This window comes from Mycobacterium spongiae (genome assembly GCF_018278905.1).
Classification (GTDB): Bacteria; Actinomycetota; Actinomycetes; order Mycobacteriales; family Mycobacteriaceae; genus Mycobacterium; species Mycobacterium spongiae.
Genome location: NZ_CP046600.1, coordinates 4883162 through 4896439 on the forward strand (window position 1 = coordinate 4883162; position 13278 = coordinate 4896439).

15 protein-coding genes are annotated in these 13278 nt (G+C 65.1%); 9 read left to right on the plus strand and 6 right to left on the minus strand.

Annotated elements, in window-relative coordinates; all coding sequences use genetic code 11:
* The first annotated feature begins 10 nt into the window (after window positions 1-10).
* Both F6B93_RS19535 and phoU read left to right on the plus strand, forming a co-directional pair.
* On the plus strand, window positions 11-2068 hold the full coding sequence (locus tag F6B93_RS19535) for an LCP family protein (RefSeq protein ID WP_425518570.1): 2058 nt from the start codon (window positions 11-13) through the stop codon (window positions 2066-2068).
* A 76-nt stretch (window positions 2069-2144) separates the two neighbouring features.
* Window positions 2145-2813: a phosphate signaling complex protein PhoU gene (gene phoU, locus F6B93_RS19540; RefSeq protein ID WP_211696552.1), complete on the plus strand. Its 669-nt coding sequence runs from the start codon at window positions 2145-2147 to the stop codon at window positions 2811-2813.
* A gap of 13 nt (window positions 2814-2826) precedes the next feature.
* On the opposite strand, the gene pstB is transcribed toward phoU, so the two are convergent.
* From pstB to F6B93_RS19560, 4 genes are all read right to left on the minus strand, one after another.
* The gene (gene pstB / locus F6B93_RS19545) at window positions 2827-3603 is read right to left on the minus strand and encodes a phosphate ABC transporter ATP-binding protein PstB (protein ID WP_211696553.1); all 777 of its coding nucleotides are present in this window, start codon (window positions 3601-3603) and stop codon (window positions 2827-2829) included.
* Between the two features lie 232 nt (window positions 3604-3835).
* Window positions 3836-4948, minus strand: coding sequence for a phosphate ABC transporter substrate-binding protein PstS (pstS, locus tag F6B93_RS19550; RefSeq protein WP_211696554.1), 1113 nt, complete (start codon window positions 4946-4948; stop codon window positions 3836-3838).
* A 177-nt stretch (window positions 4949-5125) separates the two neighbouring features.
* Window positions 5126-6094: a mycothiol synthase gene (gene mshD / locus F6B93_RS19555; RefSeq protein WP_211696555.1), complete on the minus strand. Its 969-nt coding sequence runs from the start codon at window positions 6092-6094 to the stop codon at window positions 5126-5128.
* Window positions 6091-6858: a winged helix-turn-helix transcriptional regulator gene (locus F6B93_RS19560; RefSeq protein WP_211696556.1), complete on the minus strand. Its 768-nt coding sequence runs from the start codon at window positions 6856-6858 to the stop codon at window positions 6091-6093. Before F6B93_RS19560 ends, mshD begins: the two co-directional genes overlap by 4 nt.
* Window positions 6859-7095: 237 nt before the next feature.
* Between F6B93_RS19560 and lmeA the strand changes: the two genes are divergently transcribed.
* From lmeA to F6B93_RS19585, 6 genes are all read left to right on the plus strand, one after another.
* Window positions 7096-7908 (plus strand): mannan chain length control protein LmeA, encoded by an 813-nt coding sequence (gene lmeA, locus F6B93_RS19565; RefSeq protein ID WP_211696557.1) that lies wholly within the window; start codon window positions 7096-7098, stop codon window positions 7906-7908.
* On the plus strand, window positions 7905-8321 hold the full coding sequence (locus F6B93_RS19570; RefSeq protein WP_246540877.1) for a thioredoxin family protein: 417 nt from the start codon (window positions 7905-7907) through the stop codon (window positions 8319-8321). The genes lmeA and F6B93_RS19570 overlap by 4 nt, the downstream gene beginning before the upstream one ends.
* Before the next feature lie 41 nt (window positions 8322-8362).
* Window positions 8363-8440 (plus strand): Ms5788A family Cys-rich leader peptide, encoded by a 78-nt coding sequence (locus tag F6B93_RS23865; RefSeq protein WP_414018318.1) that lies wholly within the window; start codon window positions 8363-8365, stop codon window positions 8438-8440.
* A 243-nt stretch (window positions 8441-8683) separates the two neighbouring features.
* Window positions 8684-9517 carry a sulfurtransferase gene (locus F6B93_RS19575; RefSeq protein WP_211696558.1) on the plus strand — a complete coding sequence of 278 codons (834 nt, stop codon included), beginning with the start codon at window positions 8684-8686 and terminating at the stop codon, window positions 9515-9517.
* A 1-nt stretch (window position 9518) separates the two neighbouring features.
* On the plus strand, window positions 9519-9821 hold the full coding sequence (locus F6B93_RS19580; protein ID WP_211696559.1) for a DUF1416 domain-containing protein: 303 nt from the start codon (window positions 9519-9521) through the stop codon (window positions 9819-9821).
* A 166-nt stretch (window positions 9822-9987) separates the two neighbouring features.
* Window positions 9988-10668 (plus strand): heme-binding beta-barrel domain-containing protein, encoded by a 681-nt coding sequence (locus F6B93_RS19585; RefSeq protein WP_211696560.1) that lies wholly within the window; start codon window positions 9988-9990, stop codon window positions 10666-10668.
* A 12-nt stretch (window positions 10669-10680) separates the two neighbouring features.
* Here the strand turns inward: F6B93_RS19585 and F6B93_RS19590 are convergent, their stop codons facing one another.
* A complete protein-coding gene (locus F6B93_RS19590) occupies window positions 10681-11400 on the minus strand; it encodes a DUF169 domain-containing protein (protein ID WP_211696561.1) in 720 nt (239 codons plus the stop codon).
* A 364-nt stretch (window positions 11401-11764) separates the two neighbouring features.
* On the opposite strand from F6B93_RS19590, the gene F6B93_RS19595 reads away from it, so the two are divergent.
* Window positions 11765-12064: a hypothetical protein gene (locus tag F6B93_RS19595; protein WP_211696562.1), complete on the plus strand. Its 300-nt coding sequence runs from the start codon at window positions 11765-11767 to the stop codon at window positions 12062-12064.
* Between the two features lie 323 nt (window positions 12065-12387).
* Here F6B93_RS19595 and F6B93_RS19600 read toward each other — a convergent pair whose 3' ends face one another.
* Complete coding sequence (locus F6B93_RS19600; RefSeq protein ID WP_211699618.1) at window positions 12388-13260, minus strand: aminodeoxychorismate lyase; 873 nt, start codon at window positions 13258-13260, stop codon at window positions 12388-12390.
* Window positions 13261-13278 lie beyond the last annotated feature (18 nt).

Genomic DNA, 13278 nt, shown 5'->3' on the forward strand with positions numbered 1-13278 from the left:
TGAGCCTGTCGTGGCCCCCGAATCCACCACCGATGAGACCGACGACACGTCGACAGGCGGGGCGCATATCGGCGGCGGCGTCAGCGTCGCCGACCTGATCGCCAAGATCGGCGCCCCCAGTCCGAACCATCCCATTCACCGCCACGTCGCCCCGGATCCCGAACCAATCTCCGATTCGGTCCCGGATGTCCCCGACGGACACGAGCGGCACAACGGGCACGTCGAACACGACGAACCAGACACTCAGGACACCCAAGACACGGAAGCCATCGCCATCCCCACCCACGCGTTGGCGTTCCTTTCCGAAGTACCCGACCTCGGCGCAATCCATCACCCGAGCAGCGCACCGCAGGCACACTCGGACCACGATGCGGCCCCGGAGGAGCCCACCACGCGGCTCCCCGCACCGGAACGGGGTCGCCCGATTCGGGTGCGCACCGCCGCTCCGCCGCGGGCCACCGGGTCGCCCAAGACCCGCAAAAAGGACAAGCCGCCGCGGAAGTCCCGCCGCCGTCCGATACTGCTGATCGGACGCTCATTGACGGCGTTGATCGCCATCATGGCGCTGGCTCTCACGGGCGGGGCGTGGCAGTGGAGCACGTCGAAGAACAACCGGCTCAACAAGGTGAGCGCGCTTGACCCGGATTCGCGCGACATCGTCGATCCCAATGCCCAGTACGGTGACGAGAACTTCTTGATCGTCGGTGTCGATTCGCGCGCCGGAGCAAACGCGAACGTGGGCGCCGGCGATACCGAGGACGCCGGGGGAGCACGGTCGGACACCGTGATGCTGGTCAACATTCCGGCGAACCGTAAACGCGTCGTCGCCGTGTCGTTCCCCCGCGACCTGGCGATTACCCCGCTCAAGTGCGAAGCCTGGAACCCCGACACCGGCGAATACGGTCCGCTCTACGACGAGGACACCGGAACATATGGACCCCGGATCGTCTACACGGAAACCAAGCTCAACTCGGCATTCTCCTTCGGCGGTCCGAAATGCCTGGTCAAAGTCATCCAGAAACTCTCCGGTCTGAGCATCAACCGGTTCATCGCCATCGACTTCGTCGGATTCGGGAAAATGGTGGAGGCCCTCGGCGGCGTCGAAGTGTGCACCACCGCCCCGCTGAAGGACTACGAACTGGGCACGGTTCTCGCGCACGCGGGACGGCAGGTCATCAACGGCCCCACGGCATTGAACTACGTGCGCGCCCGCCAGATCACCACCGAGCTCAACGGTGACTACGGCCGCATCAAACGCCAACAACTGTTCTTATCGTCGCTGCTGCGTTCGCTGATCTCCGAGGACACGCTGTTCAACCTCAACAAGCTGAACAACGTCGTCAACATGTTCATCGGCGACAGCTACGTCGACAATGTCAAGACCAGGGATCTCGTCGAGCTGGGTCAATCACTGCAGGGCATGGCGGCCGGGCACATCACGTTCGTCACCGTGCCCACCGGCATCACCGACGAGAACGGCGACGAGCCCCCGCGCAAAGCCGATATGAAGGCGCTGTTCACCGCCATCATCGACGACGACCCGCTCCCCCTGGAAAACGATCACAACGCCCAACGCCTCGGGATGACGCCGACCACCGCGCCCACCACTCCTCGCAAGGCACCGCCGAACGACGCAACCACCAGGATTCAGCACGAGCAGGTGACGACCACCTCCCCGCGGGAGGTCACGGTGCAGGTCTCCAACTCGACCAGCCAAGCCGGCCTGGCGGCCGCGGCCACCAAACAGCTCAAACGGGACGGCTTCAAGGTGATGGAGCCCGATGACTATCCGAGTTCGCTGACGGCCACGACAGTGTTCTTTTCGCCCGGCAACGAGCAGGCCGCCGCCACGGTGGCGACAGCGTTCGCCAATTCCAAGGTCGAGCGGGTGACCGGGATCGGCCAGGTGGTTCAGGTGGTGTTGGGCCCGGACTTTCGTTCGGTGACCACTCCAGCGCCCAGCGGCTCCTCGGTCAGCGTGCAGATCAACCGCAATTCCAGCAGTACGCCGACGAGGCTGCCGGAAGACCTGACCGTCACCAACGCGGCCGACACCACGTGCGAGTGAGAGTGACACGCGGCGCGCACACGTTCTTCGAAGTCTAGGAACGCTTTTCTGGGTTCAAGAACGTAGGCTTTAACACATGCGGACCGCCTACCAGGAGCAACTCTCGGAGTTGTCCGAGCAGCTGGGTGAGATGTGCGGACTCGCCGGAATCGCGATGGAACGGGCCACCCAAGCGTTGCTCCAAGCGGATCTCGCGCTGGCCGAACAGGTTATCTCCGACCACGAAGAAATCGCCGCCATGAGCACCCGCGCCGAGGAGAGCGCTTTCGTCCTGCTGGCCCTGCAGGCGCCAGTTGCCGGGGACCTGAGAGCCATCGTGAGCGCCATCCAGATGGTCGCCGACATTGACCGGATGGGGGCGCTGGCCCTACACGTCGCCAAGATCGCCCGCCGGCGGCATCCGCAGCACGCGCTGCCCGAAGAGGTCAATGGGTATTTTTCCGAAATGGGCAGGGTCGCAGTCGAGTTGGGCAGCAGCGCCCAAGAGGTGGTGCTGTCCCGCGATCCGGAGAAAGCCGCCCGGATCCGCGAAGAAGACGACGCCATGGACGACCTGCACCGCCACCTGTTCACCGTGTTGATGGACCGCGAATGGAAGCACGGTGTAGCGGCCGCCGTCGACGTGACCTTGCTGGGCCGCTTCTACGAACGCTTCGCCGACCATGCGGTCGAAGTCGCCCGACGGGTCATCTTCCAGGCGACCGGCCAATTTCCCGACGAAGAGACCGCACCCACGGCCGGTTAGCCGAGCGCGCGCACTAGCCGAAGCGCCCGGAAATGTAGTCCTCGGTGGCCTTGTCCGTCGGATTGGAAAAGACCTTCTCGGTGTCATCGATCTCCACCAGCCGGCCGGGCTTGCCAATCGATTCCAGGTTGAAAAACGCCGTCTGATCGCTGACCCGCGCAGCCTGCTGCATGTTGTGCGTCACGATGACGATGGTGTAGTCCTGCTTGAGCTCACTGATCAGATCTTCGATGGCCATGGTCGAGATGGGATCCAGCGCCGAGCACGGCTCGTCCATCAGCAGAACGTCGGGTTGTACCGCGATGGCCCGTGCGATGCACAACCGCTGCTGCTGCCCGCCGGACAACCCGCCGCCGGCCCTGTCCAGCCGATCCTTGACCTCATCCCAGAGGTTCGCCCTCCGCAGTGATTGCTCGACGGTCTCGTCGAGTACCTTGCGGTTGCGCACTCCCTGAAGCCTCAGGCCGGCTACCACGTTGTTGCGAATCGACATGGCGGGAAAGGGATTCGGCCGCTGGAACACCATCCCGATTGCCCGACGGACACCGACCGGGTCGATACCGGACGCATAGATGTTTTGATCGTCCAGCAACACCGCACCGTCGACCCGGGCGCCGGGGATCACCTCATGCATCCGGTTCAGGGTGCGCAGCACTGTCGTCTTACCACAGCCAGACGGACCAATGAACGACGTCACACTGCGCGGCAGGATCGACAGCGAAACATCGCAGACAGCGTGGAACGCCCCGTAGTAGATGTTGACGTCCTTGAGGTCCAACCTCTTGGCCACCTCGAGCTCCTGCCTACGACCCAATCCTTGTCAGCGCGGCGGCCCCACGACACGACCCGGGGGGACCAGGTTGGTACCGGCGCCGGCCCATGTCCGGTCATACATCATGCCGTGGGACGAACCTGTCAACTCGCTGAATATATCGAAGTTCATGAACTGTCAATCAGCCAGCAGCCCAGCGTCCGGACCCTACCCTGGCCGCGGCTACCGGCAGTAAGGCCTCTCGGGTCGGCTATTGCATGGCATTGATCGCGGTGGCCACCCGCTCTCGGACCTTCTTCGGCAGCGGGACGTAGCCGGCCTTCGAAAGGTCCGCTTGACCCTCGGTGGCCGCCGTGGCGAGGAAGCCTTTGACGGCCGCGCCGGTGTCGGGGTCGTATCCGCCGGAGCACACAATCTCGTAGGTCGCCAGCACCAGTGTGTAGGCCTCCGGTCCCTGCAGGCCGTAGACCGAAGTCAAGTCCAGCACAAGGTCATTGCCCCGGGCCGCGAACGTGACGGCGTCGACGGCGTTGGTTGCCGTTTCCTGGGTCAGCGGGACCACCCCATTGCCGGTCTCGAGCTGCACGTACGGCACACCTGCCTGATCGGCGAAGCCCTTCTCGACGTATCCGATCGCGCCCGGGTTCGCCTTCACCGCCGCGATGACACCGGCCGATCCGTGGGCGCCCTTGCCCACACCCCCGTGAAACTCACCGCCAACGCCTTTGTCCCAGCTCTGTGGTGCCGCGGCAGTCAGATACTTTTGAAAGTTGTCGGTGGTGCCCGACAAGTCCGACCGGTAAATGGGCGTGATCGGGGTCTTGGGCAGGTCCAGATCGGGATTGAGGGCGGCGAGTATCGGATCGTCCCACGCCCGGATCAAGCCGGTGAAAATCTTGGCCATCGAATCAGCGTCGAGGGTCACCGCCGGAACGTCAGTCAGGTTGTATACCAAGGCGATTGGCCCGAACACCAGCGGCACGTCCCACGCCGGGTTGCCCCCGCAGCGTTCGGCGGCCGGGCCGATCTGCTCGGAAACCAGCGGCGAGTCGGATCCCGCGAAATCGATATGCCCGGCGATGAACCGCTTGCGGCCGATGCCCGACCCGGTCGGCTTGTACAACACCTTCTTTCCCGGGCACAACCGGCTCCACGCCTGGTTGAACAGGCCCATAGCGGCTTCCTGGGCGGTCGAACCCTCCGCCGACAGAGTGTCCTCGCCACCACAAACAGCAGGGCCGACGGTTACTCCGGGGACCGCGAGCGTCGACGCCCCGTCACGCTTGTCGCCGTTGCCGCACGCGGTCACGACGGCACCGACGATCGCTATTGTCGCCACCGCCACCGGCGTTAGTTTGCCCACCGCGTCGAGCCTCCACCCATCTCGCCTTCTTCCCGCATTCTCAACGGTTGACCGATACGCGGCCACTGGAACAAGCGGGAAACTACTACGTCGCCACCAAGTATGCCCTCGGGCAGCCAGCGGGCCGACAACCGAGTGGACACTTCGAGCGCGCCTCTCCTAGAACTGGTTTCGAGCCTATAGCGCTGCGGCGGGAGCGTAGGCGGTATCCACGCTATAGGTGGTGAACCCCAGACTCTGGTAGGTGCGTACCGCCGCCACGTTGTCCGACTCCACGTAGAGCATCACGGCGGGTTCGACGGCGGGCGCAGCCGCGGGATCGTCGCCGTATTGCGGCGGGGCCAGCCGACGGGCCAATGACGCAACGCCGACCGAGGTCAGCGCCTGGCCCAGGCCGCGGCCCTGCGCCGACGGGTCGACGCCGAGGACGTAGACCTCGCCCAGACCCGGGTGATCGGGATGCACTTTGGTCCAGTGAAAACCCAACAATCTGCCTGCGTGGTCGCTGGCGCTGTCACCGAAGGCCAGGAACAGGCCCGCAGGGTCGAACCACGGTTCGCCGCGACGCTCGGCCAGTTGGGCTGTGGTCCACCCACCTTGTTCTGGATGGTGGGCGAACGCGGCGTTGTTGACCCGCAGCAATTCAGCGTCATCGGATGCGCCCGCATAGGTGCGGATCAGCACCCCGTCGGGGATCTCCGGTTCGGAAATCTGGGACATATCGTGCAGCGGGCGCCGCATTTGGACGAGTTCGCGAACCGAGACCAGATCGAGCGCGGATGCGGTCGCCCGGGCGGGCTCGAGGGTGCCATGCGCCCAGAACTGGATCTGTCCGCCGGACTTGACCAAGGCCGCGCGGGCTAGTGCGCCACCGATTCCCCGGCGGCGGGCCTCTGGGTGAACGACCAGTTCCGCCATCGCGCCGCCCGCATCACGCTGCGGGCTGAGATTGAGATAGCCGACGATCGCGCCGTCCGGGCGCGGCTCGGCGACCACGAGGTGCTCGGTGCGTTCCTGGCTGAGTTCCCGCAACACCTGTTCCCCGACCGGCGCGACGCCGTCGAAGCCAGCGGCCGACGCGACGAGCTCACGCACGTGCCCTTGATCCAGTGCGGTCAATGACGAGCGCCAGTCGGGCGCCGTCACTGACTGTGCAGCGGGTCGACCACCGGTTGTTGCAGCCCGCTTCGGTCGGGCTCGGCGTTGTCGTCGTCGGGCTCCACAGCCGCCGCAGCTCGGCCGCGCGCGGGCCGAACCGCCTTGTAGCCAACGTTGCGCACGGTGCCGATGAGGGCCTCGTACTCGGGTCCCAGCTTGGCTCGCAGTCGCCGCACGTGCACATCGACGGTCCGGGTGCCGCCGAAGAAGTCGTACCCCCACACCTCGTGCAGCAGCTGCGCGCGGGTGAACACCCGGCCGGCGTGCTGTGCCAGGTATTTCAGCAGCTCAAACTCTTTGTAGGTCAGGTCAAGTGGGCGGCCACGCAGGCGGGCCGTGTAGGTGCCTTCGTCAATCACCAACTCGCCGAGGCTCACCTTGCCGACGCTTTCCTGATCGGCCAGGCCGCCACGCCGACCGATGACCAGCCGCAACCTGGCGTCGACCTCGGCGGGACCGGTAGTAGGCAGCAAGATCTCGTCGAGCCCCCAGTCCGCGCTGACGGCCACCAGCCCACCTTCGCTCACCACCGCCAAGACCGGGACCGACCGGCCCGCGGTGCTCAGGAGACGGCACAGACCGCGCGCGGACGACAGATCGTTGCGCGCGTCGACAAGCACCGCGTCCGCGTTTCCCGACTCCAGCAACGACGAAGCCTCCGCGGGCGCCGTCCGCACGGTGTGGGGAAGCAGCGAAAGCGAGGGCAGGACCGGGTCGGGATACAGCTCCGAGGTCAGCAGTAGTAACTCCAAAAAGGCCCCTCCAACGTCTTGGGAAAGGCATTCTCCCAGATTTATTCGCCAAGTTTCGCCAAGTGACGATAGCCGCCAGCTCATATAACGATAACTTGTCGCCGGCTTTGGCCCAGCGAACTGGCGGTATTCCCCACCGCAACCCGGCAGTGGCCCGCTCGCAGGGTGACGAGCACCACAGAGAAGCACGGCCGGTTCGTGACTCATCGGCGCGTCCCCCGGCGCCTAAGCCACAATATGCGAATGCGGAAGGTCCTGATCGGCATTGTCGCGGTGGTTGTCGTGGCGGCCGCCGTTGTCGTGGGAGCCATCGGCGTCGACTTCGGGGCCAGCATCTACGCCGAATACCGGCTGTCGACCAATGTGCGCAAGGCAGCAAATTTGGCGTCCGACCCATTCGTCGCCATTCTGGGATTCCCATTCATCCCGCAGGCAATGCGCGACCACTATGCGGAACTCGAGATCAAGGCCCACGCCGTCGAGCACGCGCAGGTCGGCAAGGCGACGCTGGAGGCCACCATGCACTCGATCGACCTGACCGACGCGTCCTGGCTGATCAAGCCCGATGCACAGCTCGCCGTCGGCGAACTGGAAAGCCGCATCATCATCGACTCGATGCACTTGGGCCGCTATCTGGGTATCGACGACCTGATGGTCGAGGCACCCCAACAGGAGAGCAACGACGCCACCGGCGGCACGACCGAGTCCGGGATCTCGGGCAACCAGGGGCTGGTGTTCAGCGGCACCCCGAAATCGGCGGGCTTCGATCACCGGGTCAGCGTCTCGGTGGACCTGTCCATCGCTCCTGACGACCCGGCGACCTTGGTGTTCACCCCCACCGGCGTATTGACCGGGCCGAACACTGCCGACCGCGAAGTTCCAGACGATAAGCGGCAGGCAGTCCTGGAAGCCTTCCGCAGCAGGCTGCCCGACCAGAAGCTGCCATTCGGGGTCGCGCCCAATACGGTGGGGGCGCGTGGATCGGACGTCATCATCGAAGGCATTACCGACGGAGTAACGATCTCACTCACCGGGTTCAAGCAGTCGTGAGTGCGATGATCGTCGTAGCGGCGGCGGCGTTGGCAGTCGTTGTCGCATGGTTGCTGACCCGGCGCTCAGGGATTGTCCGAGAAGTTGATTCAGGACCCGCACCGGTAGCCAGACCGGTCGCCACAGATCTGGGTTTGTCGCGGACCGGCCCCACAGTGGTGCATTTCAGTGCACCGTGGTGCGTGCCCTGCGACCAGGTACGCCGCGTCGTGGAGCACGTCTGCGGCAACCTGGGAGACGTCGCCCATGTTGAGGTGGACATGGATGCTCATCCACAGACCGCGCACCAGTTTTCGGTTCTGTCGCTGCCCACCACCGTGATCGTCGATGCCAACGGACGACAGCGGTACCGGACCTCCAGCGTTCCCAAGGCCGCTGACCTGCGTGCGGCGCTGGAACCGCTGTTGGCTTGATCACTGTTCCATTGGGTAAGCTATCCGGCGTGCTATCCCGCATGGAGCCTATGCTCACCAAGCGCCGCGCAGTTGACCTGTGCCGCCTCGCGGGATGTTGCTGTTGCTGTAGCTGCTGAGTAGCTGCGCGCCTTGTGCGGCACTCGGAGCAGCCTCGGAGCCCTACCGTGGCGTGCCTCCCACCATGTCCGTGACCATGCGTTCCTAGGAGTAGTCCGTGTCAGGCAGTACCACACCCGGGCCGGCTGGACGACGCGCAGGTTCGCGGGCCGCGGTTGTCTGCCTCGATCGCGACCACTGTCCCCTCACCCCGCCTCGCGGGCCTCACCACTGAAATCATCAACGCGAAAGGATCTCCCCCCATGGCACGCTCCGACGTCCTGGTCTCGGCCGACTGGGCTGAGCGCCACCTCGACGCCGCCGACGTTGTCTTCGTCGAAGTCGACGAGGACACCAGCGCATACGACGGTGGTCATATCGCCGGCGCGGTCAAGCTGGATTGGCGCACCGACCTGCAGGACCCGATCAAGCGTGACTTTGTCGACGCCGCGCAATTCTCCAAACTGCTGAGCGACCGGGGCATCGCCAACGACGACACCGTGATCCTCTACGGCGGCAACAACAACTGGTTCGCCGCCTACGCCTACTGGTATTTCAAGCTGTATCGCCACGACAAGGTCAAGTTGCTCGATGGCGGCCGCAAGAAGTGGGAGCTCGACGGGCGCCCGCTCTCCAGCGACACCGTAAGCCGGCCGGCGACCTCGTACAGCGCAGCGCCGCCGGACAACGCGATCCGCGCATTCCGCGACGAGGTGATCGCGGCCATCAATGTCAAGAACCTGGTTGATGTGCGCTCCCCCGACGAGTTCTCGGGCAAGATCCTGGCGCCCGCGCACCTGCCGCAAGAGCAAAGTCAGCGACCCGGGCATATCACGAGCGCAATCAACGTTCCCTGGAGCAAGGCCGCCAATGAAGATGGCACTTTCAAGTCCGACGAGCAGTTGGCGACGTTGTACGCCGACGCCGGTCTGGACGGCACGAAAGAAACGATTGCCTACTGCCGAATCGGGGAACGGTCCTCGCACACCTGGTTCGTCCTGCACGAGTTGCTCGGACACAAAAGCGTGAAGAACTACGACGGCAGTTGGACAGAGTACGGCTCCCTGGTGGGTGCCCCGATCGAGTTGGGAAGCTGATATGTGCACAGCACCGAAACAAGGACTGACGTTGCCTGCCAGCGTCGATCTGGAGAAAGAAACGGTGATCACCGGCCGCGTCGTGGACGGCGACGGACAAGCCGTTGGCGGCGCGTTCGTTCGTCTCCTGGACGCGTCGGACGAGTTCACCGCGGAGGTCGTCGCGTCGGCCACCGGCGACTTCCGGTTCTTCGCCGCACCGGGGTCCTGGACGCTGCGGGCGTTGTCAAAGGTCGGCAATGGCGACGCCATTGTGGCCCCGTCGGGCGCGGGCATCCACGAGGTTGACGTCAAGGTCGCCTGAGGCAGGATCTGCCCCCACCGGCTCGTCCCCGGGAGCAGCGCCGACCACGGCGGCCGAATAGACTCGTCGCCGTGGTGCTCTTTTTCGAGATCCTCCTGGTGGCCGCGACCGGGCTGATCTCCTGGTTCGCGCTGTACGCACTGTATCGGCTCATCACCGACGAGTCGTGACCGCTGACGAGGGCTCGGGTCGGGGAGGGGCCGGACCCATCGATCCTGCGGGCTCCGGCGATCGTGCGGTCGCCGCTGCTGCCGAACGTGCCAAGGTGACCGCCGCACGCAATATCCCGGCCTTCGATGATCTTCCACTGCCCGCCGATACCGCGAACTTGCGCGAGGGCGCCAATCTCAACGACTCGCTCTTGGCGTTGCTGCCCCTGGTCGGCGTGTGGCGTGGCGGAGGCGAGGGCCGCGGTCCCGACGGCGACTACCGGTTTGGCCAACAGATTGCGGTCTCGCACGACGGCGGCGACTACTTGAATTGGGAAGCCCGCTCCTGGCGGCTCGACCACGCCGGCGACTACCAGGAACCCGGGTTGCGCGAGACGGGGTTCTGGCGTTTCGTCAGCGACCCGGACGACCCGACCGAATCTCAGGCCATCGAAGTATTGCTCGCGCACTCGGCCGGCTACATCGAACTGTTCTATGGGCAGCCGCGCACCCAGTCGTCGTGGGAGTTGGTGACCGACGCGCTGGCCCGCAGTCGATCCGGCGTGCTGGTCGGCGGCGCCAAACGGCTCTACGGCATCGTCGAGGGCGGCGACCTGGCCTATGTCGAGGAACGCGTTGACGCCGACGGCGGGTTGGTGCCACATCTGTCGGCGCGGCTGTCCCGGTTCGTCGGATAGCCGAACACGCTGTCAGGCGAACCGGCGGGCGTCCTCTGCCGCATACCGGGCGACGCCGGCGTCGATCGCTGCCGTCCGCCGCAGCTTGTCGACCACGGCGCCCAGCTGTCCGGCCGGGATGGCGCAGATCATCTCCTCCACCCGCATCCCGGTGCGGGCGCGGCTCAGCGCACAACCGACGCTTGCCGCCACCTCGCCCTGCTCCTTGGCGATAGCGATGACGTGGCATTGAGGTTTGCCTTCGATGCGCAGCCCCGGCAGCGCGTCGCTGAGCACCATCAGCTGACGGCCGTTGACGCGGAGCAACACCACGTCGGGGAGCGTCGCTTCCCGCAGTGGTCCGTAGGTGACCGCACCCGGTCGGGTGCTGATCGTGGGAATCATGACGACGTCGTCCATCCCCACCCATCCACTGTTCAGTAGCTCAGCGACATCACTGTTGCCGCTAATGCCATCCAACGTGGCCATGCCGTGGGTCAGCCGGCCCACGCTGCAGTTGCCGTGATCCTCAGGAACTGTACTGAAGGTCCGTTCAGTCGCTTTGACCCAGAACACGCATCCGGCGGGGACCCTGCCGGTGCGGCCGTCGGGCATCGGCGGCGGCACCGGGTCATCGAAGGCGAGCACCTGGTCGGGTCGCTGTTCGGAAAACGAGATGGCCACCGGTGGCGTCGTTAGGCGCAGGATTTCCTCGAGTTCTGCGCCCAGTGCGATCCAGTTGGACATGGTCATGGCATTACTCCTGTTCGACCCGCCGCTGCTTGGCTCAGGGCGGTCTGGGCGGTGGAAAGCACACTCCGCTGGCGCATTGCGGCTACTTCGGCAATGTTCTTGGCTGGTCCACAACGGTTACTTATTGAAAATGATTTCCATTAATGCTCGGGTTCACGGTACCGCCTCCGAGGGAACTTGTCGAAAACGGTTTTCATTAAGCGCGCCACTGGCGGTGTCTGCGGTGGTCGCCCGCTGTCAGGTCACCGGAAGCACCCGGTTTCGATGACTCGGTCCGGCATTGCTCCGGATCGGATAGCGCCGTCGCGCATGCGGGCCGGCTAATATGAGGTCGCCTACCCGGGCGCGACGATTGCGAGGCGAAATGACGACCACACACACCGAGCATGTCGGACATGACCATCGCCACGGCGACGGGTGTGGGCATGTCGCGGTGCCCCATGGTGACCACGTCGACTATGTGCACGACGGCCATCTTCATCGGTCGCACGACGATCACTACGATGAATGCGAGCCATCCAGCGCTCATGCTGTGCACGAGAATCATTCCCATACTCACGGCGAGGGCTGCGGGCATGTGGCCGTCCCGCACGGTGACCACGTTGACTACATCCACGATGGGTGCCGGCACGCCGCTCACGGCGACCACTACGACGAGCACTGACCACCCAGGGAACAGACCCGCGGGCCGTAGGCACCAGAACCGACGTTGTTGGCCGCAAGGCCGAGCACGGGGGCCGGCCGACGGGTGCCGGACATAGAGCGGCCCCCGAGCCTTTTCCCCGGTTGGACAGACCGGGAGCTCGGGGGCCGGGTGACTGCGTGGAATTCGCTAGCGCGCGTGATCGCCAGCTCTTCCGAGCCACTGCAGCTAGCGCGCAGCCACCTCACATGTCCATGAAGTACTCAATTTCGCGGACCACCTCCTTCCTTGTGTACGGCCGACCGTACTCGTGCTTCGGTCCACCGACAACAGATATAGCCGCCTCAACGATCGCTGACGATCGCTGCGTCAATCAGTTCAGTGAAAGCATCCGCGATCGGGGCGCGCGGTAGCCGCCGACCGTCAAGGGTATGCACACGAGCCGCCAGTGTCATGCTAGATATCAGCCAGATCCCTTGTGCTTCAACGAGATCTGCGACTCGGAGCGCTCGGTAGTCGCAGTCGTAGCCTTTCGGACGAGCCACTTCGAAGAGCGCCTGTTGGGTGGTGCCCCTCAGGATCGGGTACCACGGCGGCGGGGTCAGAAGGCACGGGTTGCCGCCGGGTCCATCGTCGCCCTCGACGGCGATCACCACTGTGGAGCGCGGCCCTTCCAGGACATAGCCGTCCGAGCTGACGAAGATGACGTCGCCGGCGCCCTCGCGGACCGCGTGGCGCAAGACGGCCATGTTCACCGCATAGGAGAGGGTCTTGGCCCCCGCTAGCAGCCACGGCATGGTGTCGGCACCGGCAGCCGGCAGGCCACGGTCCAGCGTGATCGCCGACACGCCGTGGCGGCGAACCTCGGCCACCCGATCGGGGACGGGGTTGATCATCACGTACGTCGTTGGCGCCGCGCCCCCTTCTCGGCCGCGGCTGTAGATCAGACGCATCGCACCTTCATCGTCGGTGCCAGCCACCCACCGCTGGGTCGCGACGCTGATCGCATGCCGCCAGCGCGGGAGGTCCGGTTCGGGTAGATCCATCAACCTGGCCGACTGTGTCAGCCGCTGCAGGTGCGACTCCACCAGACATGCACCGCCGTCACGGACCAGGAGCGTCTCGAAGGCCCCGTCGCCCCGCAGCGCCGCCAAGTCGTCAGCATGCAACAGCGGGCGTCCCGGCTCGTGGATCTCACCGTCGAGCGCAACGACCACACCCGTCTGTTCAGCCAT

Excerpts from the sequence above, each read along its gene's own strand:
- phoU (WP_211696552.1), top strand. The coding sequence starts at position 2,145 with ATGCGGACCGCCTACCAGGAGCAACTCTCGGAGTTGTCCGAGCAGCTG.
- lmeA (WP_211696557.1), top strand. The coding sequence starts at position 7,096 with ATGCGAATGCGGAAGGTCCTGATCGGCATTGTCGCGGTGGTTGTCGTG.
- F6B93_RS23865 (WP_414018318.1), top strand. The coding sequence starts at position 8,363 with ATGGAGCCTATGCTCACCAAGCGCCGCGCAGTTGACCTGTGCCGCCTC.
- F6B93_RS19575 (WP_211696558.1), top strand. The coding sequence starts at position 8,684 with ATGGCACGCTCCGACGTCCTGGTCTCGGCCGACTGGGCTGAGCGCCAC.
- F6B93_RS19580 (WP_211696559.1), top strand. The coding sequence starts at position 9,519 with ATGTGCACAGCACCGAAACAAGGACTGACGTTGCCTGCCAGCGTCGAT.
- F6B93_RS19590 (WP_211696561.1), bottom strand. The coding sequence starts at position 11,400 with ATGACCATGTCCAACTGGATCGCACTGGGCGCAGAACTCGAGGAAATC.
- F6B93_RS19595 (WP_211696562.1), top strand. The coding sequence starts at position 11,765 with ATGACGACCACACACACCGAGCATGTCGGACATGACCATCGCCACGGC.